This window comes from Streptomyces sp. NPDC056734, assembly GCF_042790455.1.
GTDB lineage: Bacteria > Actinomycetota > Actinomycetes > Streptomycetales > Streptomycetaceae > Streptomyces.
The window spans coordinates 167,121-190,873 of the sequence record NZ_JBHTZD010000002.1; the positions used below are offsets into that span (position 1 = coordinate 167,121).

Here is a 23,753-nt window from a genome sequence, read left to right on the forward strand (position 1 = left end):
AAGCCCTGAGCGCGGCGAGCTTGAGTTTCGGGGCGATGAGCCTGGGCTCCGGGGCGATGAGCCTGAGTTTCGGGTGCGGGTGCTCGGGGGTCGCTCGCGCAGTTCCCCGCGAACCCCGGCACGGCGGACGGCCTCCTTGAGCACCAGCGCCGCGAGATCGTCGGGGCGTACGGCGGCCAGGGCACCGCCGTAGCGGCCCTGCGGGGTGCGGGCCCCGTCCACCAGATAGACGTCGGGCATCGGCAGGCTCCTCCACGGCGACGGGCTACGACAGGGCCGGATCCGGCGATGCCCCCCTTGACAGCCTGGGGTCTTGCTGGATTACTTGACCACGCCGCACGCTAACCGAATGTTCGGTCGGTTCACAAGGTGGGTTCCACGAGGTGGGTTCCACGAGGTGGGTTCCACGAGGTGGGTTCCACGAGGTGGTGGAGATGACATCCCAGGTATCGGGGGTATCCGGCACGGCGACGGGACCGCAGTGGCGCGGATGACGGTGACGGCCGCGCAGGTCAACGGGCACCGGATCGCGCACGGCGGCTGTGTCTTCCTCTTCGCGGACACGGCGCTCGCCTGCGCCTGCAACGGCGACGGCCCGGTGACGGTCGCCGCGGGCTGCGACATCGACTTCGTGGCCCCCGCGTACGAGGGTGATGTCGTGGTGGCCACCGCGCGCGAGCGCACCCGCTTCGGGCGCAGCGGCATCCACGACGTGCGGGTCGTACGAGCGGCCCCGCAAAGACACTCCCCGGGGGACCGACGGCGGGACGAGGTGATCGCGGAGTTCCGGGGCCGCAGCCGGACTCTGCGCGGAGCGCAGCACGAGGAGCCGCGATGAGCAGCGAAGCAACCGCGCGGGCGACCACCGGCGGGCCGGGCCGACCCGCCCGCCCCGGCCAGGACACAGCACCACCCCGCCGGGGCGACCCCCTCCCCGAGGCGTTGCTGGACGACGCCGAGCGGCTGTCGCGCGAGGAGGTGCGCGCCCTCCAGCTGACCCGGCTGCGCGCCACCCTGCGGCACGCCTACGACCATGTGGAGCTGTACCGGAAGAAGTTCGACGCGGCCGGGGTGGGCCCCGGGGACTGCCGTGCCCTGGACGACCTCGCCCGCTTCCCGTTCACCACCAAGGCCGATCTGCGCGACACGTACCCCTTCGGCATGTTCGCCGTGCCGATGGAGCGGGTGCGCCGGGTGCACGCGTCCAGCGGCACCACAGGCCGTCCGACGGTCGTCGGTTACACCGAGCACGACCTGTCGGTGTGGGCCGACGTGGTCGCCCGCTCGATCCGCGCCGCCGGGGGCCGCCCCGGCCACAAGGTCCATGTGTCCTACGGCTACGGCCTGTTCACCGGCGGCCTGGGCGCACACTACGGCGCCGAACGGGCGGGCTGTACGGTGATCCCCGCGTCCGGCGGCATGACCGCGCGCCAGGTCCGGATCATCCAGGACTTCCGCCCCGAGATCATCATGGTCACCCCGTCCTACATGCTCACCCTGCTGGACGAGTTCGAGCGCCAGGGCATCGACCCGCGGACCACCTCCCTGAAGGTCGGCATCTTCGGCGCCGAGCCCTGGACGGAGGAGATGCGCCGGGAGATCGAGGAGCGCCTGGACATCCACGCGGTGGACATATACGGGCTGTCGGAGGTGATCGGCCCCGGGGTCGCGCAGGAGTGCGTGGACACCAAGGACGGGCTGCATGTGTGGGAGGACCACTTCTACCCGGAGATCGTGGACCCGTTCTCCGACGCGGTGATGGCCGACGGGGACAGCGGTGAGCTGGTGTTCACCTCGCTCACCAAGGAGGCGCTGCCGGTCATCCGTTACCGCACCCGGGATCTGACCCGGCTGCTGCCCGGCACCGCGCGCCCCGGGTTCCGCCGGATCGAGAAGATCACCGGCCGCTGCGACGACCTGATCATCCTGCGCGGGGTGAATGTCTTCCCCAGCCAGATCGAGGAGATCGTGCTGCGCACACCCGCCGTGGCCCCGCACTTCCAGATCCAATTGAGCCGCCGGGGCCGGCTGGACCACATGACGGTCCGCGTCGAGGCCCGGCCCACCAGCGACACCGCCCGCCGGGAGAGCGCCGGGAAGGACATCGCGCGGGCCATCAAGGACGCGATCGGGGTCAGCGTGGACGTCGCGGTGGTCCCCCCGGAGACCCTGGAACGCTCCTTGGGCAAGCTGAAGCGGGTGCAGGACCTGAGGGGTGAGTAACTCCCGTCCCGCGCGGCGGGAGTAACTCCCCTCCCAGGTAAGTGAGTTAACGCATCGGGGAGCGAACACGGCGGCCCCTGTGCCGTCTTGTGGGCGTCCACTGCCCACCACCCGGAGACCCGACCTGACGCTCAAGTCCATGCCCAGCGCCCTCGCCGTCGCCGGGCCCCTCGTGCTCACCGGATGCAGCGGCGACAGGACCGCCGTCGCCCCGGAACTCCGGCGAGAAGGATCTGCTGACCAGGAGCGGGCGCGCTGGATGGCCGGATCGGCCTGTCCCGGTGGGGCACATCCTGACGGACGTTGTTGACTGACTTCCGCACCGCCCACCCCCGGCCCCCCACAGGCCGGCCCTCACCCACGGGATGAACCGCCTCCTATGCGCACGCCCCATCGCTATCTCGCCCCCGTCGTCCTGCCCGCCGACCCGTCCTGCTCCGTGCTCAGGGACGCGGCGGTGGACGTGGGCGCGGACGGCAGGATCACCTACTGCGGCCCCGCCCGCACCGCCCCCGCCCTCCCCCACCACACCCCCCGCACCCGGCTGACCGGCATCCTCGTCCCCGGGCTGGTCAACGCCCACGCGCACTCCCCGATGACCCTGCTGCGCGGCCTGGGCGGGGATCTGCCGCTGCTGCGCTGGCTCCAGGAGGTCATCTGGCCCGCCGAGGCCCGGATGGCCCCGGCCGACGCCCGCGCGGGCATGCTGCTCGGCTGTGTCGAGATGCTCCGGTACGGGGTGACGACCAGCGCCGAGATGTACGCGCACGCCGAGCAGGTCGCCGACGCGGCCCTTGAGGCGGGCAGCCGCACCCTGATAGCGCCCGCCTACTTCGACCGGCCCGGCGGCGACTGGCGCGGCGACATCGACGCGATCGGCCGGTGGATCGACGCCGACGGACTGCGCTTCGGCCCCGGTGAACGCGTCGAACTCTGCTACGGCCCGCACTCCACGTACACCCTGCCGCCCGAGGCACTGCGGCACACGGCTCAGGAGGCCGCGCGGCGCGGCGCGCTGGTGCACATCCATGTCGCCGAGACCCTCGCCGAGGACACCGCGACCCGCGAGCGGTACGGCTCCGTACCCCAGCTCCTCAAACAGACCGGGCTGCTGGACGGGCGGCTGCTGGCGGCGCACGCCGTGCATCTGTCCGACGAGGACATCGCGACGCTGGCCGGGTCGGGCGCCGGGGTGGCGCACTGCCCCGGCTCCAACGCCAAGCTCGCCTCCGGCACCGCCCGCCTCGGCGCGCTGCGGGCCGCCTCGGTCGCCGTCGGGCTGGGCACCGACGGGCCCGCCAGCAACGACGACCTCGATCTGTGGGAGGAGGCCCGGCTGGCGATGATGTTCGCCCGGCTCGCCGCCGCCGACCCGATGGCCCTGGGCGCGGCGGACGCGTTCCTGCTGGCCACCTCGGCGGGCGCGGCGGCCCTCGGCCGTACGGACATCGGCAGCCTGCGCGAGGGCAACTGGGCCGACATGGCCCATGTCTCCGTCGACGGCCCCCACTTCACCGCCGGCCTGGACATCACCGACACCCACCTGATCGCCAATCTCATGTGGGCAGCGGGCTCCCGACCCATCACAGACGTCTGGGTGGCAGGCGACCACGTGCTGACCAACGGCGAACCCACCTGGGTGGACCGCCGGGAGGCCCAGACCGAGGCAGGAAAGGCAACGGCCCGCATCATCCGATGACGCGCGTGCGGGGCAAGGCACAAACCGCCCACCCCGCCCACCCGTCAGGGGTCACGGCCCACCTTCAGAACACGCGAACCGCATCGCCCTAAGGGGCGCGGGGCTGGATCAATATGCGGCTCCGCCGCGTGGGCGCGGCCAGCCACACTCCACCCGCACCCCGAATCCCCACCGCACCCCCGAGGCGCCCCCGGCACTCAGGGCGCCGCAGACGCCGCCGCCTGCTTGATCAGATCAACAACCGCATCCGGCTGAGAAACATAGATCGCATGGCTCCCCGGCGCCTCCGCCACCATCGCCCCCGCCCGCTCGGCCATGGCCCGCTGGGCAAGCGGCGGGAGCATCCGATCGTCGGCGGCGACGAGATACCACGTCGGCTTCGTCTGCCACGCCGGTTCCCCCACCGCCCCGTTGAGCGCCTCCACCCCCCACGGCACCTGGGAGTCGGCCATGAACCGGGCCTGCGCCGCAGGCAGATCGTCGGCGAACGCGGCCCGGAAGTGCTCACGGTCGAGGAACAGGAACCCGTTCTGCGGCGGCAGCAGCGGCGCGGCGGGCGCTCCGGGCGGCGGGTCGGAGATCAGGGAGTTCACCGACTCCCCCCGCTTCGGCGCGAACGCCGCGATGTAGACGAGCGCGGAGACCTTGGAATGGCGCCCCGCCTCGGTGATGACGACGCCGCCGTAGGAGTGCCCGACGAGGACCACGGGCCCGTCATGCTGGGCGATGACCCGTAAGGCCGCCGCCACGTCGTCGGTCAGCGACTGGGTGGGGTTCTGCACGATGCTGACGTGATACCCGTCGTCGACCAGCCGCTCGTGCACCCCCCACCATCCTGAACCGTCCACGAACCCCCCGTGCACGAGGACGATGTTTGTCACGGTGCTCATGTGCCGGCTCCCTGTCGTCTGTGAGTCCTGCCAGCCGCGATACAGACTAGGTCTCACCGTCCGCTACCGCTTCGCTCAAACGGCCTAGTCAGGCAAGCCATGAGGCCGGCGCACCACGACGGTTAACACCACCCGATGAACGGCGGATGAAGTGAGGGTGACTTCAAGACGCCCGGGCGAGGGTCCGGCGGTCGGTGGGGTGCCCGCGTGTCCGGCCGGCCGGTCCTTGGGACCGCTCCCTCGCGGCGGCCAGCATCCGCCGCGCCTCGTCACGGCTGGCCCGCACCCGCTGTTCGGCGTCCCCGTGCGGGCCGTCGGCGGTGGCGGCGAGCGCGTCGGCGAGCTTGGCCCGCCCCTGGCTGAGCCGGCTGCGCACCGTCCCGACCGGCACACCGCACGCGTACGCGATGTGCTCGTACGAGGCGACGCCCCCGGCGAAGTGCCGCAGCACCAGCGGCATCCGCAGCACCGGGGACAGTTTCTCCAGCGCCTCCCACACCCAGTCGCGCAGAGCGGTGCGCTCCAGCCACTGCTCCGGGCCGATGTCCATGGACGGCAGGTGCACCTCGTCCACGGACATCGGCCGCAGCACCAGCGCCTCGCGCAGCACGGACCGGCCGGCGTTGCGCACGATCATCCGCAGCCAGGCCCCCACGGCCGCCGGGTCCCGTACGTCACGGATCCGCCGCAGCGCGGTCAGTGCCGCGTCCTGCATCACATCGTCGGCATCGGCACCCGGGCCCAGCACGCTCAGCGCCACGGCCCGCATGCCCGCCCGGTGCCGCTCCAGCAACAGGCCCAGCGCGGCGACCTCGCCCGCCTGTGCGGCCCGGGTCAGGGCCGCGTCATCGGGCGGCGCGGCGTCGGCCGTATCACGCGTCATCATGGGATTCCTTCCGCGGCGGACACGGGGTCCCGCACCCGGGCGCGTGACCCTTCGCACCGGGGCGGGACCGCGAGTCGGTCGGGGGTGGACCGAAGGGGACGGGCCGGTCGGACGTGGGCACCTTCCGCCGCCGGTCGCGTACGAGCAGCAGCGCTCCGGTGATGAGCCCCGCCATCGCGCCCCGGCGCCAGTCCCAGGCGGAGCCACCGATCGAGACGATCCAGGGGACGAACCCGCGCACATATCCCCCCAAACTGGAGAACCTATCTCCACTTCAAGCTACCATCGCCGTCGCGGTCGACGCGTGCAGAACCCGCAGAGTCCGGTTGACACTTTCCGGGTTCCGACAGCCCAGGTGGTGGGGAGGGTGCGGGCCGCCGATCCACCCCGGCCCGGCCGCCCGCCGCCCCGTCACAAAACCGTCACCCCTTCCACGGTCACCGCACCCCACCCCCTACAGTCGGACCCCACCGCGACCCGATCAAGGGAGGCACCCGTGCGCCCGCTGCGCTGCGCTCTGCTCGACGACTTCCAGGGCATCGCCACCGACGTGGCCGACTGGTCGGCGCTCGCCCCTCAGGTCGAGACCGTGCCGTTCCGTGAGCATTTCGCGGACGAGGACAGCCTGGTGGCCGCGCTCGCCGACTTCGACATCGTCGTGACCCTGCGCGAACGCGTCCCGTTCCCCGGCTCCGTTCTCACCCGGCTGCCCCGGCTGCGGCTGCTGGTCGCCTCCGGGATGCGCAACACCGTCATCGACTACGCCGCCGCCGAGCGGCACGGCGTGACCGTGTGCGGTACGGCGAGTTCGTCCACCCCGCCCGTCGAACTGACCTGGGCGCTGCTGCTGGGCCTGGCGCGCGGACTGACCGTCGAGTACGGCTCCCTGCGCACCGGCGGCCCCTGGCAGTCCACCGTCGGCGCCGATCTGCACGGGCGCCGCCTGGGCCTGCTGGGCCTCGGCAAGATCGGCGCCCAGGTGGCCCGGATCGGCCTCGCCTTCGGCATGGAGGTGACCGCCTGGAGCCAGAATCTCACCCAGGACCGTACGGACGAGGTCGGCGCCACCCTCGCCCCCTCCCTCGACGACCTCCTCACCACCAGCGACTTCGTCTCCGTCCATCTGGTCCTCGGCGACCGCACCCGAAATCTGCTGGGCGCCGCCGAACTCGCCCGGCTGAAACCGACCGCCTATCTGATCAACACCTCCCGCGCGGCCATCGTCGACCAGGACGCCCTGCTGGACGCCCTGCACACGGGCCGGATCGCGGGCGCCGCACTCGACGTCTTCGACATCGAACCGCTCCCCGCCGGCCACCCCGTCCGCACCGCCCCCCGGCTGCTCGCCACTCCCCACCTGGGCTATGTCTCACGCGCCAACTACGCCACGTACTACGGCCAGGCCGTGGAGAACATCCGGGCCTACCTCGCCGGCGCCCCGCTGCGCCGGCTGCCCTGACCGCCGTACCCCGCCCCGGGCCTGTTCGGAACGGGTGATCCCCTCTCACGCACCGTGACCCGCCCCCGCCCCCGGCGTTGAAGGAGCGTGCGGCGGCGAGTCCTGCCTCCGTGCTCACCCAGTCAATAAGGAGAACGTGATGTCTCGCATCGCGAAGGCAGCCGGAGTCGCCCTCGGCGCGGGTGCCATGGTCCTCGGCGGAACCGGCATGGCCATGGCGGACGCGGGCGCCGAAGGCGCGGCCGTCGGCTCGCCCGGCGTGCTGTCGGGCAACCTGATCCAGGTCCCGGTGAATGTTCCGGTCAACGTGTGTGGCAACACCATCAACGTCGTCGGCCTGCTGAACCCGGCCTTCGGCAACACCTGCGCCAACGTCAGCGACCACGGCGGCCACCACAAGAGCGGCGGCTACGGCGGCGGCTACGGCCGCTGAGCCCACCCGTCCGGTACGGCGGTCCCCCGGCCGTACGAGGACGGACAGCTGAGAGCCCCGGCACCTCCGAGCGCCGGGGCTCTCCCCTGTTCCGGTACGACGATTCCCGGTACGCGCGTTCCCGGTGCTCCGGTGTCAGGCGTACCGGTAGATCTCCCCGACCTCCTCCAGCTGATCCGGCGTCACATCCCAGGGCGGCAGCTTCTCGTGGCGGGCGACGATCCGGCCGTGCTGGTCGGTGCCCGGCGCGGGCGGCCTGTCGGGGAGATAGCGGTGCGTCCGGTGCCGCTGCTGCCAGCGCGACCAGAGCAGATCGACGTAGGCGTGGTGCAGCCAGAACACCGGGTCGTTGACGGAGGCGCCGCCGAGCATCACCCCGCCCACCCAGCGATGGACCCGGTTGTGGTTGCGCCAGGAGACGGCGCCCCGGCCGGTCCCCCACCCCTCCAGCTTGTTCCGGAACCCCTTCGCGGAGGTGGAGTTCCACGGCGAGACGTCGTACTCGGCGTCCTTCATCGCCCACTCCACATCGCTCTGCGTCGGCAGCTCGATCGGCTCCTTGGACCGGCCCAGGTCCCGGGTGAGGTACTCGGCGTCGGTGACGCCCTCCCGAAGGGTCCACCCGCCCTCCGCGTACGCGAACGGGCCCTGCGTCACCTGCCGGTCGCCCGACCGCCCGTTCCCGCCGAGCAGATCCGTGCTCCAGGGCAGCGCCGTCGCGCTCCGCTCCCGTGTCCAGTCCCAGTACGGCACCGTCACCGAGGAGTCGATCCGGCGCAGCGCCTCCTCCAGGTCCAGCAGGAACCGCCGGTGCCAGGGCAGGAAGGAGGGCGCCATGTGCGCCGTACGCAGTCCCCCCTCCCCGTCGGAGACGTAGTACTCGATATGGACCCGCACGAATTCGTCGTACTCGCCCCGCCGCTTCAGCTCCAGCAGCGCGTTCACGAACCGCCGCTTCTCGGCGGCGGTCAGCGTGCTGACGTCCTTACGCGTGTACGCCATGGTGTCCCCCTCCATGTGCCGTGGCCGTCTCCCGCAGTTGCTCCCCGGGTCCGAGCGCGTCGACGGCGGCGCGGGCCGCGTCCAGGGGGGTGCTGTACGAGCGGTAGTGGTCGACCATGCTCAGCCAGCCGCCGTCGGCCCGGCGCATCAGCGGCAGCGGGCGGCCGTCGACGGTGACGTCCCACCGCTCGGCGGCGAGCGCGGTGGTGGCGGCGGTGGCTGAGGTGCGGGCGCCGCGGATCCGGCGGCCCCGGTGGATCTCGTCGAAGGCGAGGTCCGGTGGCGGCTCGGTCTGCCGGGCGGGCCGGGAGGCGGCCACCAGCGGTGCGACGGCCAGCGCGGCGGCCGACCCGAGCAGCCCCCGCATCAACGCCCGCCGCCCGCGCCACCACCGCCCCGGTCTGGCCACCGCCCCCTGCCCGGCCCCCTCCCCTGTCCCACCGACCCTGACGACCATCGTGTCCTCCTCGTACGTTGTCCGGTTGCGCTGTGTCGCTACCGCTAACCGCACAAGGGGCCACCCGGTCACCGTCCACAGGGCCGACCGGGCGGGCAGGGGGGTGACTCAGAGGCCGGGGCCCATCACGATGTCGGCGCCCGGGACCGTGCGGAGCATCGGGGCGAGGACGCCCGCCTGGGGGAGCTTGAGGTCGGGGAGGCCGAAGTTGTCGGGGTTGGGGGCGGTCAGCGGGGCGTCCACGGTCAGGCCGGGGGCAAGAGCCCGGACGTCGGCGGCCGGGGCCTGCACGGCGACATGGTCGAACCGGTCGCCGAGGAGGCGCGGCAGCGGGGCGCGCACGTTGGCGCCGGGCAGCCCGGTGCTGACGGGCAGTTGCGGCAGGGCGCGGTCGGGGAGCAGCCGGCCCTCGACGTAGCGGGGGCCGTCGGGGGCGCCCGGCACCGGCAGCGGCAGTTCGGCGGCGATGGTCGGCATCTCCATGTTGAGGGAGTGCTCGACGCCGTCCAGCGGCACGGGCACGGGAACCGTCCCGGCCGCTGCCGCGGGGGAGGCGGCGGCGCCCATGGCGGCGGCCATCCCGGTGACGACGGCGGCGAGGGTTCCTCGGGTGCGGGGCTTCATGTCAGCTACGGTCCTTCGCTTCGGTTCCTGGGATCGACGTCCGCAGGGCCCAACGATTCCGGCCGCGCGACGAGCGCACAATTCCCCCGGGTGCCGCAGTTGTGGGACGGGGGGATAGTCGGTCCGGTGGATGGGCGGGCCTCGCTCAGGACGTCCAGAAGTCCCACCAGCGGGTGAGGATCAGCATGCCGATGACGCCGAGATGCACCACCACGACGACCCAGGTGAACTCCTCGAAGAGGGTGCGTACCCAGCGCGGCGCGGGCAGCAGCCCGGCGCGGACGGTGAATCCGGTGACGTACCAGAAAAGGATGATCGTCGCGATCCAGGCCAGGACGCACCACAGGCACAGCGCGTTGATCCGGTACAGCGACTCGAACTGGAGCCAGGTCACGAAGCCGACGCCGAACAGGGCGCCCGCCTCGAACAGCAGCCAGTACCAGCGGGGCAGGACGGCCCCGGTGAGCAGGGTGACGCCGACGCAGACGACGACGGCGTAGGCGACCAGGCCGAGCATCGGGTTGGGGAACCCGAAGGCCGCGGCCTGGTCGCTCTCCATGACGCTGCCGCAGGACACCACGGGGTTCAGGCTGCATCCCGGGGTGAAGCCGGGGTCTTCGAGGAGCTTGAACTTGTCGAGCGTGATGACCCAGGAGGCCAGCAGCCCGGCGGCGCCGGTGAGCACCAGCAGCAGGCCGAGCCCGCGGGCGGTGCCGGTGCCGGTGGTGCGGACGTGCCGTCCCGCGGCGGACGTCATCAGGCGCGCAGGCTGCGGGCCGGGAGGACGACGTGGGCGGCGGCGTTCAGGGTCGCGTCGGCGCCGGCGAACGCGGCGAGCGCCTCGGGCTCGACGGGCTTGCCGGGCTGGGCCTCGGGCCAGGGGCGGGTGGTGAACACGAAGTAGGCGTAGCCGCGCTGGGCGACCGCGGCGAGCCACTCGGGCGGTGGGGTGACCGTGGCGTTGAGGTGGGGCATGGCGACGACGGCGGTACCGGCCTCGACCAGCAGGCTGACCGGGAGGCTGGGCCTGACGTTGCCGTCGACCAGATCGCCGCCGACCGGCAGGTCGTTGTCGGTCAGCAGGTGCTCGACGGCGGCGGTGGTGGCGTCGGGGCCGTCGGCGGCGTCGCCGAGGGAGTAGGCGAGGAGGTAGGGCATGTCGCCGTCGGGGGCCTCGCCGCTCCAGGCCATCACGACGAGCGTGCCGAGGTCGGCGGGGTGGAAGGGGCGGGATGCGCCGGTGGTTGTGGTCACCCGCGCGACCCTAGTGGCGGGCCCGAACACCGCCGCGCGTGTTCTCACCCGACCGGGGGACGCGGTGCCGCCGTGCCACACGAACGAGGGACGGTGGGCGCCTCTTCCTCGAACAGGGCGTTTCCGTGCGGTACCGGCGGTCCGGGGGAATATGCCGGGCGACCTGACCACCGTAATTCCGCATTCCACAATGCCGAAGGGCCGATTCCCGGGGAATGGAATCGGCCCTTTCGGCCATTTCTCGCGAAGGCCGGCCGAAGGTCAGCCCTGGAGCGGGAGCCCGCCGAGGAGTCCGCCCTTGTTGAGGGTGGTGGTGGCGCCCTTGACGGTGTTCAGCACGGAGCCCTTGTTCTCGGTGTCGAGGGCCTTGGACTGGTGCTGGAGCGGCATCGCGTCGGCGGCGGTCAGACGGCCGCTGGTGAGGGTGTTCCAGGCGCCGTTCAGGCTGGTGGGCGTGAGGTCGGCGGTGTTGTGGGCGAACGCGGGCGCGGCACCGCCGGCGAGGGCCAGGGTTCCGGCGACGACAGCGGCGGCCTTCAGGGGCTTCATCGGTTTCCTTTCATCGGCAACCGGGGCTGCCGCAGGGAATTCTGACGCCGTGCCTAACGACCCTTCACCGGTACGGAAACTCCATTGCGCAGAAATCATAAGAACCCACGGGGCATCGCTCGGGAATGCGGCCCGGAATCGCCACCGGGCGCCCTCGTGGTGAAGGGCGCCCGGGTGGGTGGGCGTTGAGCGTGCGGGACCCCGGTGGTGGGCGGGACCCCGGTGGTGTTACGACACCGGCAGGCTCGGCGCCGACACCGGGAGGTTCGGTGCGGCCGGGAGGCTGGGCGCCGCGGGGAGGCTGGGCGCCGCGGGGAGGCTGGGCGCCGCCGGAACGCTCGGGGCCGATACCGGCAGGCTCGGCAGGGACGGCAGGGACGGCAGGCCCGCCAGGTCGGGGGCGGGGAGCCCGCCGCCGAGGAGCGCGGCGGCCAGGACGTTGACGAGGCCGGTGACCACGCCGGTCGCCGCGGGCGCGACCTTGCCTGCGTCGCCGGAGGTGGCCGCCGCGATCAGGGCGTCGACCGACTTCTGGAGCGCGGCGAGCGCGTCCGCCTCGATACCGGCGGTGCCCGCGGGCGCCCTGTCGTCGGCATCGGCGGCGGCATCGTCATCGGCGGCGTCGCCGCCGTCACGGGCGGGCGGTGCGACCGGGGCGACCGGAGCGACCGGCGCGGCGGCGCTCACCTCTCCGATGGCGCTCTTCGCCGCGTCCGCGAGCTTGGTCGCCTGGTCGGGGGTGAGCTGGCCGTTGTCGGCGTTGAGCGCGGTGCCGAGGAGTTCGGTGACCGGGGTGAGGACACCGCCGAGGCCACTGAGACTCCGGGTCTGGGCGAGCAGCGTGTCCACGCCGGGGACGAGCGCCAGGGACGCCGCGGTGACATGTTCCCCGGCCGGTCGGTGCTCGGCCGCGACCGCCGGGGCGGCGATCCCGAGGACGAGGGTGGCGCAGAGTGCGGTGGAGGCGATACGCCGCTTGGACAGACCACGCATGCGGATTCCTTTCGAGTGACGCGCACAGCGCGGCCGCACTGGTGTGCGCGGCCGTCACCCCACCGTGCGAGCGGTCGTCGCACTCCGCAACCGAGCGGGCACGTGGCACCACACCCCGGCCGCCGCGCCGCCTCCCCCCGGACGACATCGGCCCTGCTGGGACGGTCCCCCAGGCCCCCCGCGCCGACTCCCGTGACCCACACCCCCATTCGGGGCAGCGCACCGGCGTGGCCACACACGAACCGGCCGCCCTCCCCGGCGGGGGGAGGACGGCCGGTCGCGAAGAGGCGGCGTGACGTCAGTCGTTGACGCAGACGTTGCCGAACGCCGGGTTCAGCAGACCGATGACGTCGATGGTGTTGCCACAGACGTTGACCGGAATGTGGACCGGGATCTGGATGACGTTGCCCGACAGCACACCCGGGGAGTGCACGGCGGCACCCTGGGCGCCACTGTCGGCGGCGGCGACACCGGCGCCACCGGCGACGGCCGCGGCGGCAACGGAGGTCAGGACCAGGCCCTTCGCGATACGCGACATGGAGAAATGCTCCTTGGGATTGACACAGACATGCGGGCGGGATGCCCGGCGCTGTGTCAACGGACCACGCCCTTCCGGGTTGTGCCGCCAAAGGGGTGATGTCCCCCGCGCAACAAGCTTCACGATTCCGACACACTTGTCCGCTTTCGGTGGATTAGTACGGATAGCAGCTAGAGTTGCGGACCGTTCGACGTCCCTGTACAGCGCCCGTCAGCCCGTCCATCGCACGAAAGGGCACGCCGGTCATGCCGCACTCCCTGGGTCCGCTGCGTGGGCCCGTCCGGTGGATCACCGCGACGCCACGGCGATCCGCCACGCGGGCCCTGGGCCGTGCGACGGTCGGCGGTGTCGCCCTCGCCGGGCTGCTCGGCCTCGCCGCGCACACCTCGCTCTCCGCGCTCGCCTCACCGGACAGCGCCTCGGCCCCGCCCGCCGCCGAGGCCGAGCGCCTCGCCTTCGCCGAACGTCACCGCGCGGTCCAGCACGGCGGGTTCGTGCGCGCCGCCAACACCTCTCTCACCTGCGGTACGACCCCGTCCTGCGACGGCGCGCGGGACGGCCGGGCCGGCGCCAACGACGACTTCGCCATGGAGTACGTCGACATCGACGACGACCCGCGCACCGCCAACTCCTCCCGGGCGGAGGTCCGCCTCCCCACCGGCGCACGGGTCACGTACGCGCGCCTGTACTGGGGCGGCAATCTGCTGGCCGGCGAGCGCAGGGCGGCGAAGGACAACGCGCGCGTACTGCTCGCGGCACCCGGCGGCGCCTATCACGAGGTCCGCGCCGACACCGTCGTGGGCCACCGCACCGCCCGAGGCGCGGACGCCTTCCAGGCATCGGCGGACGTCACCCGACAAACCCACACGGGCGGCCCCGGCCTGTACACGGTCGCCCAGATCAACGCGGCACGGGGGCGGTCGGGGGGCGGGGCGGGGGTCGAGGGGGCGGGGTCCGGCAAGGCACAGCCCGGCAAGGCCGGGTCCGCGGCGCAGGGCGCCGGGGCCTGGGCCGGGTGGACGTTGGTGGTGGCCTATGAGCATCCGGCCGAGCCGCTGCGGCGGCTGGTGTTGTGGGACGGGTTCGAGGCGCTGGACCGGGCCGGGCACGAGATCCGGGTGACCGGTCTCGGTGCACCGCCCGGCGCCTGGGGACAGGCGGGCCTGGTCGCCTACAACGGCGACCGCGGGCGCGGCGGCGACACCCTCACCGTCTCCGCCGACCGCCGGGCGCCCGTCCCGCTCGGCGACGCCTCCAACCCCTTCGACGACGTACTGAATTCCACCGTGACCGGCGCCCCGGGCCGACGCGAACCCGCGTACGAGCAGACCCTCGGCTACGACTCCGACGTGTTCGAAATCGGGTCCGCGCTCCGGCGCGGTGGTGACCAGCTGGCCTTCCGGCTCGTTTCCCAGCCGGACGCGGCCTGGGCCGGGGTGCTCTTCGTCGCTGTGGATGTCCCGAGGTAGGCGCGTTCCCGCCCGTTTGCCAGCACCAGCCGTGAGCGAGGAAAACCGCGCCATGCACCAGCCAGCACCCGTCCCCCGGCCGCGCGTCCTCCATCTGACGCAACCCGTCGACGGCGGGGTGGCCAGGGTCGTCGCCGAGCTGACCCGCGCTCAGCTCGCCACCGGCTGCGCGGTCACGGTGGCCTGTCCCGAGGGGGCGCTCGCGGCCGAGGTGAGGGCGCTGGGCGCCGGAGCGCGTTCCTGGCGTGCGTCGCGCGCGCCGGGGCTTTCGCTGCTCCAGGAGGTCCGGGATGTCGCACGGATGATCGAAGCCGTTCGGCCGGACGTGGTGCACGCGCACAGCGCCAAGGCGGGGCTCGCCGGGCGGCTGGCGGTGCGCGGGCGGATCCCGACCGTGTTCCAGCCGCACGCCTGGTCCTTCGAGGCCGTCGGCGGGGCGACCGCGGAACTGGCGCTGCGCTGGGAGCGGTTCGCGGCGCGCTGGGCGGCGCGCACGGTGTGCGTGAGCCGGGCCGAGCGGGAGACCGGCGTCGCGGCCGGGATCGCCGCGCGCTGGACGGTCGTACCCAACGGCGTCGACACCGAGCGCTTCCGCCCCGCCGCCCCCCGGGCCGTTCGGGCGTCGCTGCTGCCCGGCGTCGCCCCGGACGTGCCGCTGGTGGTGTGCGTGGGGCGGCTGTGCCGGCAGAAGGGGCAGGACGTGCTGCTGGCGGCGTGGGAGGCCGTGCTGCGCCGGGTGCCGGGCGCGCGCCTGGTGCTGGTGGGCGACGGACCCGACCGGGACCGGCTGGCGGCGGCCGGGGGCGGGCGCGTGCTGTTCGCGGGGGCCGTCGCCGACCCCGTGCCCTGGTACCGGGCCGCCGATCTGGTGGTGCTGCCCTCGCGCTGGGAGGGCATGGCGCTGGCGCCGCTGGAGGCGCTGGCGTGCGGGCGGCCGGTGGTGATGAGCGAGGTGGCCGGGGCGCGCGAGAGCCTGCCACCGGTGCTCGCGGCGCACGGCCTGGTGCCGCCGGACGATCCGGCCGCGCTGGCCCGCGCGATCACCACGCTGCTGCTCGACCCGCCGCTGGGCGAGGAACTGGGCGCCCGGGGACGTACCCACGTCCGGTCCGCGCACGACGTGCGGCACATGACCGAGGCGGTCGCCCAGGTGTACGGCGATCTCCTCGGCGCCGGCCAGGCGGAGCGCGTCGCGCCCCCCGAGTACAGGGAGTCGATCCACTCGTGACTGCGGAAAGCACTGCGAAGAGCACCGTGAAGAGCACTGCGAAGAGCACCGGGCAGAGCACCGTGAGGACCACTGCGAAGACCACTGCGAAGACCACCGGGCAGAGCACCGGGCAGAGCACCGCGGAAAGCCCCTTTCCCTTCCCCGGACCCCCCGGGCCCCCCGGACCCCCCGGGCCCGGCTCTCCTCAGTCCGCCGGGAAGTCCCCAGGGAAGCCCGGAGGGAAATCCCCGGGGAAGTTCCCCGGCATGCCCGCAGGCAAGTCCGCAGGCAAGCCCGCAGGCACGTTCCCCGGGAAGTCACCCGGACCCCAGACCCGGGAGCGCAGACCCTCGGCCCTGGCCGTCCTGCCGCATCGGCGCCGCGACGGCGCCTTCCGGATGCCGGTGCGGCGGCGGCCCCCGGCCCGCCCCCTGATCCCGTCGCCGCTGCTGCTCGCGGACGGCGCCGCCGCCCTGCTCGGCGCGCTCGCCCTGCTCGGCCACCGCCTCGTCCTGCCCGCGCTCCTGGTGGCCGTATCGATACTGCTGCGCCCGCACCGCCCACCCCGGCGGCTCCAGGGTGTCCTGGACGAACTGCCCACCGTCTGCGGCCGGATCGCCGTCGGCTGGCTCGGCCTCGCCGCGCTGGTCGCCGCCCTCGCCCCGCACCAGGCGCTGTCCGCCCGCACCCTCGCGCTCGGCCTCGCCGCACAGACCACGGCCGCCTGCGCCGGACGCGCCCTGGTGCACCGGCGCCGCCGCGCCCGGCTGCGCCACCATCCGCGCGCCGCGCTGGTCGTCGGCCCCGCGCCCACCGCCCAGCGGGTGGCCGCCGCGGTGCTGCGCCACCCGGCGTGCGGGGTGCGCCCGGTCGGGATCGTCGCCCAGGCGCCGGACGGCCCCGACGGGCTGCCGGTGCTGACCACCGGCGAGGAGGTGCAGCGGGCGCTGATCCAGAACGGCGTACGGGAGGTGCTCACCGTCCATCCGGCGGTGCGCCGGGAGCACGGGCCGCTGCTGCGGGCGCTCGCCGAGTCCGGGTGCGCGCTGTGGGAGCTGGACGCCGACTCACCGTCGTACGAGGCGCGCGAGCAGCTCGCCGGGTTCGCCTGCCGGCGGCTCGACCTCGGGTCGGGGCGGCGCGGCGACCTCGGCAAGCGGGCGCTGGACGTGATCCTCGCCGGGCCGGCGCTGCTGCTGGTCAGCCCGCTGCTGCTGGTGTGCGCGGTGGCGCTGCGGCTGATCGACGGGCCGGGGGTGGTGTTCCGGCAGGAACGGATCGGCAAGGACGGACGGCCCTTCACCCTGCTGAAGCTGCGCACCCACCGACCGGTCGACGAGCACGAGTCGGCGACCCGGTGGAGCGTCGCCGAGGCGCACGGCATGTCATGGTTCTGCCGCTTTCTGCGCCGGGCCTCGCTGGACGAGCTGCTCCAGCTGTGGAACGTGGTGCGCGGCGACATGAGCATGGTCGGCCCCCGCCCCGAACGCCCGTTCTTCGTCACCCAGTTCAGCCAGTCCTACCCCGGCTACGCGGCCCGCCACCGGATGCGGACCGGCATCACCGGCCTCTCCCAGATCAACGGCCTGCGCGGGGACACCTCCATCGAGGACCGGGCCCGCTTCGACAACGCCTACATCGACAACTGGTCGCTGTGGCAGGACGTCTGCATCCTGCTGCGCACCGCGACGGCGCTCGTGCGCTCGGCGGGGAGCTGAGCGATGACTCTCGCGCCACCGCTGCCGCCCCGCCGGGTCCCGCCGCCGCGCCGGGCCCTGCCACCGCGCCCACCGCTGTCCCGGGTGTCCCCGGTGTGGCCGGTGGTGGCCGTCATCGCCCTGCTGGGCCTGCCGCTCACCGGCGGCGAGGGCGGGGCCGGTCCGGCCGACGCGCTCTCGGCGCTCGTCGTCGGCTTCTGTGTGATCCGGCTGCTGCGCGGACGCCGCCGCCCGCTGTCCCGCGCGGCGGCCGTGGTGTTCGCGCTGCCCGTGATCGGGCTCGCGGTGGCCGCCGCCGGGGCGTCCTCGCCGGACGCCGGGCTGACCGGGCTCGGCCGCTATCTCCAGATCTTCGTCCTGGTCCCGGTCGCGGTCGCGCTGCTGATCCGGGGCCGCGCCGACTTCCGGCTGCTCGCCTGGACGTTCGTGGCACTGGCCGGCTGGGAGGGCGCGGTCGGGGTCCACCAGTACGTCACCGGCACCGGCGCCTCCTACCAGGGGCAGCTGATCCGGGCGGTGGGCACCTTCGGGGCGCAGGACGTCATGGGGATGGCGACGGTGGTGTCCCTGGGCGTGATCTGCGCGACCGGCCTGGCGCTGGGCGCCGGTCCGCTCCGGCGACGGGCGCTCGCGGCGGCCTGCGCGCTGGCGCTGCTGCTGCCGCTCGCCCTGTCCTTCAGCCGGGGCGCCTGGATCGCCACCGCCCTGACCTGCGCGGTGCAACTGCTCCTCGCCGGAGTGCGGCGGGCCCTGAAGGTGACGGCCGTGGCGGTCGCCGCCGGGGTCGTGCTGGCCGGCGGTTTCGGGGTGGGCTCGGCGCTGCTCCAGGAGCGGATCGGCAGCATCACCCAGGTCACCGCGGCGCCGGACCAGTCGGTGACGGACCGGTACGCGATGTGGGCGGCGGCCGGTGCCATGTGGCGCGAGCACCCGGTGACCGGCGTCGGCCTCAAGGGCTTCCCCGAACACCGCGACGCGCACGCGTCCCTGGCGCTGTCCGCGGGCAGCGACACCGAGAGCGCGGGTGAGGCGTTCCGCCGCCAGCCGCTGCTCTCCCCGCACAACATGTATCTGCTGGTCCTCAGCGAACAGGGCCTGCTCGGCCTGCTCGCCCTGGCGGGCAGCTGGCTCGCCCTGCTGGCCTGCGCCCTGCGCGCCCTGTTCCGCGCCGGGCCGGACGGCCGGGACTGCGGCCTGATCGCCTGCGGTCTGCTCGTCTGGCAGCTCACCGACTTCGTGTACGCCGATATCGGCGGCCCCACGACCGTCCTGACGGCCGTGTGCCTGGGCCTTGCCGCCTGGTGGGGCCTGGTGGACGCCGAGCCGCCCGCTCCGGAGGGGACCCCGGCCCCGTGTCCGCCGGTCCGGGAAGGGGCCGGAGCCCGATGAACGTGCGTGACGCCGAGCCCGGTACGGGGAGTGCGGCCCCCCTGGTCCCCGCGCCCCGCGCCACGGCCGCCCCCTCGCTCTCCCCCTCGCTCGAGCCCTCCGAGGAACCGGGCCACAAGGAGCCCGGCACGAAGGAGCCCGGTACCAGGGAGCCCGGCACGAAGGAACCCGGCAACTTCCTCGCCCGCGCCGCGCTCCTGACCGGCGCGCTGTCGGTCGCCGGGGCGCTGCTCGGGCTGGTCCGGGACCAGGCGCTGGCCCGGCTGTTCGGGGCGGGGGCGGAGACGGACGCGTTCCTGGTGGCGTGGACCGTCCCGGAGTTCGCCTCGACCCTGCTGATCGAGGACGGGCTGGCGTTCGCCCTGATCCCGGCGTTCAGCCTGGCGCTGGCGCGGCGGGCGCGCGGGGCCGCCGGGGACCCGGTACGGGCGCTGGTCGCGCGCACGCTGCCCCGCCTCACGCTGGTCCTGATCGCCGTCGCCGCCGCCCTCGTCCTGCTCGCCCCGTACCTGGTGCGGGCGCTGGCCCCCGGGCTTTCCGATCCCGCGCTCGCCGTCGACTGCACCCGGCTGGCCGCGGTGTGCGTGGTCGGCTTCGGGCTCGCGGGCTACTGCTGCGCCGCGCTGCGCGCCCACCGCCGCTATCTCGCCCCGGCGGCGATCTACGTCGCCTACAACACCGGCATCATCACCGCGATGTTCGTCCTCGGCGGCCACTGGGGCGTGCGCTCGGCGGCGGCCGGGGTCGCGGTCGGCAGCGTACTGATGGTCGCGGTGCAACTGCCGTCGCTGGTAAGGCGGTTGCGGCGCAAGGGCGTCGCCGAGGTGCCCGCCGGGGCGGCGACGCCGGAACCGTCGGTCGGGCTCGGCCTGGTGGCCGCCATCCTGCTGTTCGCGCTGTGCCGTCAGTCGCAGGTGCTGATCGAGCGGTTCCTCGCCTCGCATCTGGAGTCCGGCGCGATCTCGCACCTCAACTATGCGCAGAAGGTCGCGCAGATCCCCATGACCCTGTCGCTGATGCTGGTCACGGTCACCTTCCCGGTGGTCGCGCGGGCCCTGGCCGAGGGCGACACGGAGAAGGCGCGCGGGCGGGTGGAGCGGGATCTGGCGCTGGCCGGCTGCATGGTGCTGTTCGGCACGGCGGCGGTCGTCGCCTGCGCGCCGCAGATCGTCGAACTCCTCTTCCAGCGGGGCGCGTTCACTGCCGAGGACACCGCGGCGACCGCCTCCGTGATGCGGGTGTACGCGCTCGGACTGCTCGCCCAGACCCTGGTCGGCGCGCTGATCCGGGCCTACTTCTGCGCCGGGCGCCCCACCTGGTACCCGCTGGCCGCGATGACCGTCGGGGTCGTGGTGACCGCCTGGATCGGCGCCTGGGCCGTCGGCCCGTGGGGCGTGTCCGGCATCGCCGCCGCCAACGCCGCCGGCATCACCGTCACCGCCGCGCTGCTGCTGTCCGGCACCCGTTCGACCGGGACCCTGCCGATCCGCCGCCGGGCGGTGCTGGCCGAACTGAGCCGCCCCGTGCGCGCCGCGCTGCTCGCCACGGCCGCCGGGGCACTCGCCGCGAACGCGCCCGCGTCACCCGCGCTGGGGCTGGCCGCCGGGGGTACGGCGGTGACCGTCGTGTTCGTCCTGACCGGCGCGGGCCTGGGCGCCCAGGGCTGCGCACCCGCACTGCACCTTGTAGGCACCGCGACCCGAAGGCTCCGCCATGCGCTCTTCCACTGACCCCACACCCTTCCCCGACCCAACCGGCGCCACGGCCCTCGCCGAGTCGGCCGGCCCAACGACCCTGGCCGAGTCGGCCAGTCCGACAGCCCTGGCTGACGCCACCGTCCCCGCGGCCTTGGCCGACCCCGCCAATCCCACAGCCCTGGCCGACCCAACCGGCTCCACCGCCTCCGTCAATCCCGCCAACCCCTCGGCCCCGGCCGACCCAACCAGCCCCACGGTTCTCGTCGACCCCGCCAACCCTGCGGCCCCCGGCTACCCAACCGGCCCCACGGCCCCCGCCGACCCTGCGGCCCTCGCCGACCCCGCCGACCCCGCGTCCGCGGTCAACCCCACCGCCCCCGCAACCCCCGCCGACCCCACGGCCCCCGCCACACCCTCCCCACTCACCACACCCACCACCCCCACCCCCACCCCCACCCCACCCGCGTCCCTCCCCTGGGTCGCCATGTATCACTCCGTCAGCGACTGCTCCGACGACCCCTACCGGATCACCGTCACCCCCGACCGCCTGGCCCGCCAACTGCGCTGGCTGGACCGGCGCGGTCTGCGCGGCGTGTCGATGAGCGACCTGCTCGCGGCCCGCGCACGAGGTCAGGGGCAGGGCCTGGTCGGGCTCACCTTCGACGACGGGTACGCCGACTTCCTCGACCACGCCCTGCCCGTACTGCGCCGCTTCGGCGCCGGCGCCACCCTGTTCGTCCTGCCCGGCCGGTTCGGCGGCGACAACGCCTGGGACCCGCTGGGCCCGCGCAAGCCGCTGCTGAGCGCCGACGGAGTACGCCGGGCGGCCGACGAGGGCATCGAGATCGGCTCGCACGGACTCACCCACGTCGACCTCACCCGCGCCGACGACCTCACCCTCAAGGCGGAGGTCGAGGACAGCCGGGCCCGGCTCGCGGAGCTGACCGGCACACGGATCGCCGGGTTCTGCTACCCGTACGGCACGATCGACACCCGCGTGATCGGCGCCGTGCGCGACGCCGGGTACGGCTACGCCGTCGCCATCGACCCCGGCCCGCTCGGCTCCCGCCACGCCCTGCCGCGCGTGCACATCGGCCGGCAGGACACCGCCGTACGGCTCCATCTCAAGTACCGGCTGCACCGGCTGCGCCGCCGACCCGTGGCGGGGGTCTGACATGCGGGCCCTGCACATCATCACCGGCCTCGGCGTCGGCGGCGCCGAACAGCAACTGCGGCTGCTGCTGCGGCATCTGCCGATCGAGGCGGACGTCGTCACGCTCACCAACCCCGGCGCGGTGGCCACCGGCCTGCTCGCCGACGGGGTCCACGTCACCCACCTCGGCATGGCCGGCAACCGCGATCTCGCCGCACTGCCCAGGCTGGTCCGCCTGATCCGCTCCGGCGGCTACGACCTCGTCCACACCCACCTCTACCGCGCCTGCGTCTACGGCCGGCTCGCCGCCCGGCTCGCCGGGGTCCGCGCGATCGTCGCCACCGAACACTCCCTCGGCGACTCCCAGATGGAGGGCCGCCCGCTCACCCGGGGCGTGCGCGGGCTGTATCTGGCGAGCGAGCGGCTCGGCCGGACGACCGTCGCCGTGTCCCCGGCGGTCGCCGGCCGGCTGACCCGCTGGGGCGTCCCCGCCCCCCGGATCGAGGTGGTGCCCAACGGCATCGACCTCGGCCGCTTCCGCTTCGACGCGGTCCAGCGCCATCGCGTCCGACGCCGGCTGGGCCTGCCCGAGGAGGCGTTCGTCGTGGGCGCGATCGGGCGGCTCACGGCGGGCAAGCGCTTCGAGGTGGCGGTGCGCGCGCTGGCCGGGCTCCCCGGCGACTGCTGGCTGCTGCTCGTGGGCGGCGGCCCGGAGGAGAACGTGCTGCGGCGCACCGCCCACGAGGCCGGTGTCGCCGACCGCGTGCTGTTCGCCGGGGAGCGGCCCTACCTCCCCGACGGCACCCCCGGCCCCGATCTGCCGTCCCTGGTCTTCGCGATGGACGCCCTGGTCTCGCCGTCCCCCGAGGAGGCGTTCGGCCTGGCGATCGTGGAGGCGCTGGCCGCCGGGCTGCCGGTGCGGTACGTGTCCTGCCCGGCGATCGACGGCCTGCCCCCGCACCCGGCCACCGACGCCGCCCGCGTGCCGTGCGACCCCACCGCCTTCACCCACGCCCTCACGGAGATCCGCGCCCGCGCCCCACGCCCCCGCACCACCCCCGACGCCGCCCACCACTACTCCATCACCCACAGCGCGTCCCGGCTCATGGAGGTGTACGAGGGTGCGGTGGCAGGGCGTGCGGTGGCAGGGCGTGCGGTGAACGGGGACGGAGACGGGGACGGGGACCCGGCCTCGCCGTCACCGGTCATGCCGACGCCACCCCCCGTACCCTCACCGTCCCCGCAGCCGCCGCGCCCCCCGGCACCCCTCTCCTCCCCCGCGTCCCCCTCCCCCACGTCCCCCGCGTCATCCCTTGGAGTCAGCCCGTGATGTCCGACCGCCGCCGCTCCTCCCGGCCGCAGCGCCCCGCCGCCCGCGTGCTCGCCCGTGCCAAGGCACTGCCCCCCTGGTCCCTGCTCGCGGCCGGGATCGTGGCCGGCGGACTGGCCGGCGGCGGCTACGGCGCCCTGAGCACCCCCTCCTACACGGCGACCAGTTACGTCGTCGCCGTCCCCACCGAACCGTCCGACCCGGCCGCCGCGCTGGGCTTCGCGCAGGCGTACGGCCGGGTCGCCACCCAGCTCGCGGTGCTCGGGGACGCCCAGGTCTGGGCGGGCGTGCCGGTCCGCACCCTTCAGGACAATGTGACGACGGCGACCTCGCCCGACGCCCCGATGGTCGCCATCACGGCCACCTCGCCCCGCCCCGACCTGGCCGCCGACATGGCGAACGCGGTCGCCCGCGCGCTGACCGGACACGCGAGCGACAGCAAGGACGCGACACACGTCGAACTCGAGCAGTTCGCACGGGCGGTGAAGCCGACCGCGCCCTCCTCGGCGGGCCCCGTCATGACGGGGCTGGTCGGGGCGTGCGCGGGCGGGCTGCTGGGCGGGCTCGCGCTGCTGGTCCGGCCGCGCCGGGCGGGCGACGCCGGGGCCCCGCACGGCAGCGGCGGCGGCAGCGGTGACGGGGACGGCGGACGGGCGGCGGCCGTGCCGGGTCCGGCGGTGGCGGCGGACGCGAGCGGCCGGCTGTGACGCCGCGATTCGATACACGGGGTGTGAAGCCGGGGAGCAGCACACCCCCTGTGAATCGCGTTCACACCCGAGG

23 protein-coding genes and 1 pseudogene are annotated in these 23,753 nt (G+C 74.1%); 13 read left to right on the forward strand and 11 right to left on the reverse strand.

All coding sequences use genetic code 11. From position 1 onward, the window contains the following. Positions 1-102 precede the first annotated feature (102 nt). Positions 103-240 (reverse strand): annotated as a pseudogene (locus tag ACFRFC_RS02740) (3-oxoadipyl-CoA thiolase); the annotation flags it as partial. Between the two features lie 157 nt (positions 241-397). On the opposite strand from ACFRFC_RS02740, the gene ACFRFC_RS02745 reads away from it, so the two are divergent. From ACFRFC_RS02745 to ACFRFC_RS02755, 3 genes are all read left to right on the forward strand, one after another. Beyond that, positions 398-838, forward strand: a complete 441-nt coding sequence (locus ACFRFC_RS02745; RefSeq protein WP_382681818.1) for a hotdog fold thioesterase — start codon at positions 398-400, stop codon at positions 836-838. After that, positions 835-2,223, forward strand: coding sequence for a phenylacetate--CoA ligase PaaK (gene paaK, locus ACFRFC_RS02750; RefSeq protein WP_382681815.1), 1,389 nt, complete (start codon positions 835-837; stop codon positions 2,221-2,223). The genes ACFRFC_RS02745 and paaK overlap by 4 nt, the downstream gene beginning before the upstream one ends. A gap of 379 nt (positions 2,224-2,602) precedes the next feature. Continuing rightward, the gene (locus ACFRFC_RS02755) at positions 2,603-3,922 is read left to right on the forward strand and encodes an amidohydrolase family protein (protein ID WP_382681812.1); all 1,320 of its coding nucleotides are present in this window, start codon (positions 2,603-2,605) and stop codon (positions 3,920-3,922) included. 197 nt (positions 3,923-4,119) lie between these two features. On the opposite strand, the gene ACFRFC_RS02760 is transcribed toward ACFRFC_RS02755, so the two are convergent. Both ACFRFC_RS02760 and ACFRFC_RS02765 read right to left on the reverse strand, forming a co-directional pair. After that, positions 4,120-4,812, reverse strand: a complete 693-nt coding sequence (locus ACFRFC_RS02760; RefSeq protein ID WP_382681809.1) for an alpha/beta fold hydrolase — start codon at positions 4,810-4,812, stop codon at positions 4,120-4,122. Positions 4,813-4,975: 163 nt separating this feature from the next. After that, positions 4,976-5,698 (reverse strand): RNA polymerase sigma factor, encoded by a 723-nt coding sequence (locus ACFRFC_RS02765; protein ID WP_382681806.1) that lies wholly within the window; start codon positions 5,696-5,698, stop codon positions 4,976-4,978. A 505-nt stretch (positions 5,699-6,203) separates the two neighbouring features. On the opposite strand from ACFRFC_RS02765, the gene ACFRFC_RS02770 reads away from it, so the two are divergent. Both ACFRFC_RS02770 and ACFRFC_RS02775 read left to right on the forward strand, forming a co-directional pair. Then, positions 6,204-7,157: a D-2-hydroxyacid dehydrogenase family protein gene (locus tag ACFRFC_RS02770; protein WP_382682101.1), complete on the forward strand. Its 954-nt coding sequence runs from the start codon at positions 6,204-6,206 to the stop codon at positions 7,155-7,157. A gap of 139 nt (positions 7,158-7,296) precedes the next feature. After that, positions 7,297-7,590 (forward strand): chaplin, encoded by a 294-nt coding sequence (locus ACFRFC_RS02775; RefSeq protein ID WP_382681803.1) that lies wholly within the window; start codon positions 7,297-7,299, stop codon positions 7,588-7,590. Between the two features lie 135 nt (positions 7,591-7,725). Here the strand turns inward: ACFRFC_RS02775 and ACFRFC_RS02780 are convergent, their stop codons facing one another. The 8 genes from ACFRFC_RS02780 to chpG all read right to left on the reverse strand — a co-directional run bounded on the left by ACFRFC_RS02780 (position 7,726) and on the right by chpG (position 13,007). Beyond that, entirely contained in the window at positions 7,726-8,592 is an 867-nt protein-coding gene (locus tag ACFRFC_RS02780) for a tyrosinase family protein (protein WP_382681801.1), read from the reverse strand. Beyond that, on the reverse strand, positions 8,576-9,049 hold the full coding sequence (locus ACFRFC_RS02785) for a tyrosinase family oxidase copper chaperone (RefSeq protein WP_382681798.1): 474 nt from the start codon (positions 9,047-9,049) through the stop codon (positions 8,576-8,578). Before ACFRFC_RS02785 ends, ACFRFC_RS02780 begins: the two co-directional genes overlap by 17 nt. Positions 9,050-9,157: 108 nt before the next feature. Then, positions 9,158-9,673 (reverse strand): hypothetical protein, encoded by a 516-nt coding sequence (locus ACFRFC_RS02790; protein WP_382681795.1) that lies wholly within the window; start codon positions 9,671-9,673, stop codon positions 9,158-9,160. A gap of 145 nt (positions 9,674-9,818) precedes the next feature. Beyond that, entirely contained in the window at positions 9,819-10,430 is a 612-nt protein-coding gene (locus ACFRFC_RS02795) for a vitamin K epoxide reductase family protein (protein WP_382681792.1), read from the reverse strand. Continuing rightward, positions 10,430-10,927, reverse strand: coding sequence for a DUF5949 family protein (locus tag ACFRFC_RS02800; protein WP_382681789.1), 498 nt, complete (start codon positions 10,925-10,927; stop codon positions 10,430-10,432). Before ACFRFC_RS02800 ends, ACFRFC_RS02795 begins: the two co-directional genes overlap by 1 nt. Positions 10,928-11,188: 261 nt before the next feature. Then, positions 11,189-11,476, reverse strand: a complete 288-nt coding sequence (locus ACFRFC_RS02805; protein ID WP_382681787.1) for a hypothetical protein — start codon at positions 11,474-11,476, stop codon at positions 11,189-11,191. Positions 11,477-11,704: 228 nt separating this feature from the next. Then, positions 11,705-12,469, reverse strand: a complete 765-nt coding sequence (locus tag ACFRFC_RS02810) for a hypothetical protein (protein WP_382681784.1) — start codon at positions 12,467-12,469, stop codon at positions 11,705-11,707. A 298-nt stretch (positions 12,470-12,767) separates the two neighbouring features. Then, positions 12,768-13,007, reverse strand: a complete 240-nt coding sequence (gene chpG, locus ACFRFC_RS02815; RefSeq protein ID WP_382681781.1) for a chaplin ChpG — start codon at positions 13,005-13,007, stop codon at positions 12,768-12,770. Positions 13,008-13,252: 245 nt separating this feature from the next. On the opposite strand from chpG, the gene ACFRFC_RS02820 reads away from it, so the two are divergent. From ACFRFC_RS02820 to ACFRFC_RS02855, 8 genes are all read left to right on the forward strand, one after another. Beyond that, entirely contained in the window at positions 13,253-14,476 is a 1,224-nt protein-coding gene (locus tag ACFRFC_RS02820) for a DUF3344 domain-containing protein (RefSeq protein ID WP_382681778.1), read from the forward strand. 52 nt (positions 14,477-14,528) lie between these two features. Then, positions 14,529-15,704, forward strand: coding sequence for a glycosyltransferase (locus ACFRFC_RS02825; protein WP_382681775.1), 1,176 nt, complete (start codon positions 14,529-14,531; stop codon positions 15,702-15,704). 248 nt (positions 15,705-15,952) lie between these two features. Beyond that, complete coding sequence (locus ACFRFC_RS02830) at positions 15,953-17,404, forward strand: exopolysaccharide biosynthesis polyprenyl glycosylphosphotransferase (protein WP_382681772.1); 1,452 nt, start codon at positions 15,953-15,955, stop codon at positions 17,402-17,404. Between the two features lie 3 nt (positions 17,405-17,407). Then, the gene (locus ACFRFC_RS02835; protein WP_382681769.1) at positions 17,408-18,793 is read left to right on the forward strand and encodes an O-antigen ligase family protein; all 1,386 of its coding nucleotides are present in this window, start codon (positions 17,408-17,410) and stop codon (positions 18,791-18,793) included. Continuing rightward, complete coding sequence (gene murJ, locus ACFRFC_RS02840) at positions 18,790-20,523, forward strand: murein biosynthesis integral membrane protein MurJ (RefSeq protein ID WP_382681766.1); 1,734 nt, start codon at positions 18,790-18,792, stop codon at positions 20,521-20,523. The genes ACFRFC_RS02835 and murJ overlap by 4 nt, the downstream gene beginning before the upstream one ends. A 451-nt stretch (positions 20,524-20,974) precedes the next feature. Next, positions 20,975-21,664, forward strand: a complete 690-nt coding sequence (locus ACFRFC_RS02845; protein WP_382682098.1) for a polysaccharide deacetylase family protein — start codon at positions 20,975-20,977, stop codon at positions 21,662-21,664. A gap of 1 nt (position 21,665) precedes the next feature. Next, entirely contained in the window at positions 21,666-22,973 is a 1,308-nt protein-coding gene (locus tag ACFRFC_RS02850) for a glycosyltransferase (RefSeq protein ID WP_382681763.1), read from the forward strand. Beyond that, positions 22,973-23,680 carry a lipopolysaccharide biosynthesis protein gene (locus tag ACFRFC_RS02855; protein ID WP_382681760.1) on the forward strand — a complete coding sequence of 236 codons (708 nt, stop codon included), beginning with the start codon at positions 22,973-22,975 and terminating at the stop codon, positions 23,678-23,680. Before ACFRFC_RS02850 ends, ACFRFC_RS02855 begins: the two co-directional genes overlap by 1 nt. The last annotated feature ends 73 nt before the right edge of the window (positions 23,681-23,753 follow it).

What these genes read in the sequence shown, in the direction of transcription:
- ACFRFC_RS02755 (WP_382681812.1), top strand. Translation starts at nt 2,603, where the DNA reads ATGCGCACGCCCCATCGCTATCTCGCCCCCGTCGTCCTGCCCGCCGAC.
- ACFRFC_RS02775 (WP_382681803.1), top strand. Translation starts at nt 7,297, where the DNA reads ATGTCTCGCATCGCGAAGGCAGCCGGAGTCGCCCTCGGCGCGGGTGCC.
- ACFRFC_RS02790 (WP_382681795.1), bottom strand. Translation starts at nt 9,673, where the DNA reads ATGAAGCCCCGCACCCGAGGAACCCTCGCCGCCGTCGTCACCGGGATG.
- ACFRFC_RS02805 (WP_382681787.1), bottom strand. Translation starts at nt 11,476, where the DNA reads ATGAAGCCCCTGAAGGCCGCCGCTGTCGTCGCCGGAACCCTGGCCCTC.
- ACFRFC_RS02825 (WP_382681775.1), top strand. Translation starts at nt 14,529, where the DNA reads ATGCACCAGCCAGCACCCGTCCCCCGGCCGCGCGTCCTCCATCTGACG.
- murJ (WP_382681766.1), top strand. Translation starts at nt 18,790, where the DNA reads ATGAACGTGCGTGACGCCGAGCCCGGTACGGGGAGTGCGGCCCCCCTG.
- chpG (WP_382681781.1), bottom strand. Translation starts at nt 13,007, where the DNA reads ATGTCGCGTATCGCGAAGGGCCTGGTCCTGACCTCCGTTGCCGCCGCG.
- ACFRFC_RS02850 (WP_382681763.1), top strand. Translation starts at nt 21,666, where the DNA reads ATGCGGGCCCTGCACATCATCACCGGCCTCGGCGTCGGCGGCGCCGAA.
- ACFRFC_RS02855 (WP_382681760.1), top strand. Translation starts at nt 22,973, where the DNA reads ATGTCCGACCGCCGCCGCTCCTCCCGGCCGCAGCGCCCCGCCGCCCGC.
- ACFRFC_RS02795 (WP_382681792.1), bottom strand. Translation starts at nt 10,430, where the DNA reads ATGACGTCCGCCGCGGGACGGCACGTCCGCACCACCGGCACCGGCACC.
- ACFRFC_RS02820 (WP_382681778.1), top strand. Translation starts at nt 13,253, where the DNA reads ATGCCGCACTCCCTGGGTCCGCTGCGTGGGCCCGTCCGGTGGATCACC.
- ACFRFC_RS02760 (WP_382681809.1), bottom strand. Translation starts at nt 4,812, where the DNA reads ATGAGCACCGTGACAAACATCGTCCTCGTGCACGGGGGGTTCGTGGAC.
- ACFRFC_RS02835 (WP_382681769.1), top strand. Translation starts at nt 17,408, where the DNA reads ATGACTCTCGCGCCACCGCTGCCGCCCCGCCGGGTCCCGCCGCCGCGC.
- ACFRFC_RS02830 (WP_382681772.1), top strand. Translation starts at nt 15,953, where the DNA reads ATGCCCGCAGGCAAGTCCGCAGGCAAGCCCGCAGGCACGTTCCCCGGG.
- ACFRFC_RS02765 (WP_382681806.1), bottom strand. Translation starts at nt 5,698, where the DNA reads ATGATGACGCGTGATACGGCCGACGCCGCGCCGCCCGATGACGCGGCC.
- ACFRFC_RS02810 (WP_382681784.1), bottom strand. Translation starts at nt 12,469, where the DNA reads ATGCGTGGTCTGTCCAAGCGGCGTATCGCCTCCACCGCACTCTGCGCC.
- ACFRFC_RS02785 (WP_382681798.1), bottom strand. Translation starts at nt 9,049, where the DNA reads ATGGTCGTCAGGGTCGGTGGGACAGGGGAGGGGGCCGGGCAGGGGGCG.
- ACFRFC_RS02780 (WP_382681801.1), bottom strand. Translation starts at nt 8,592, where the DNA reads ATGGCGTACACGCGTAAGGACGTCAGCACGCTGACCGCCGCCGAGAAG.
- ACFRFC_RS02845 (WP_382682098.1), top strand. Translation starts at nt 20,975, where the DNA reads ATGTATCACTCCGTCAGCGACTGCTCCGACGACCCCTACCGGATCACC.
- paaK (WP_382681815.1), top strand. Translation starts at nt 835, where the DNA reads ATGAGCAGCGAAGCAACCGCGCGGGCGACCACCGGCGGGCCGGGCCGA.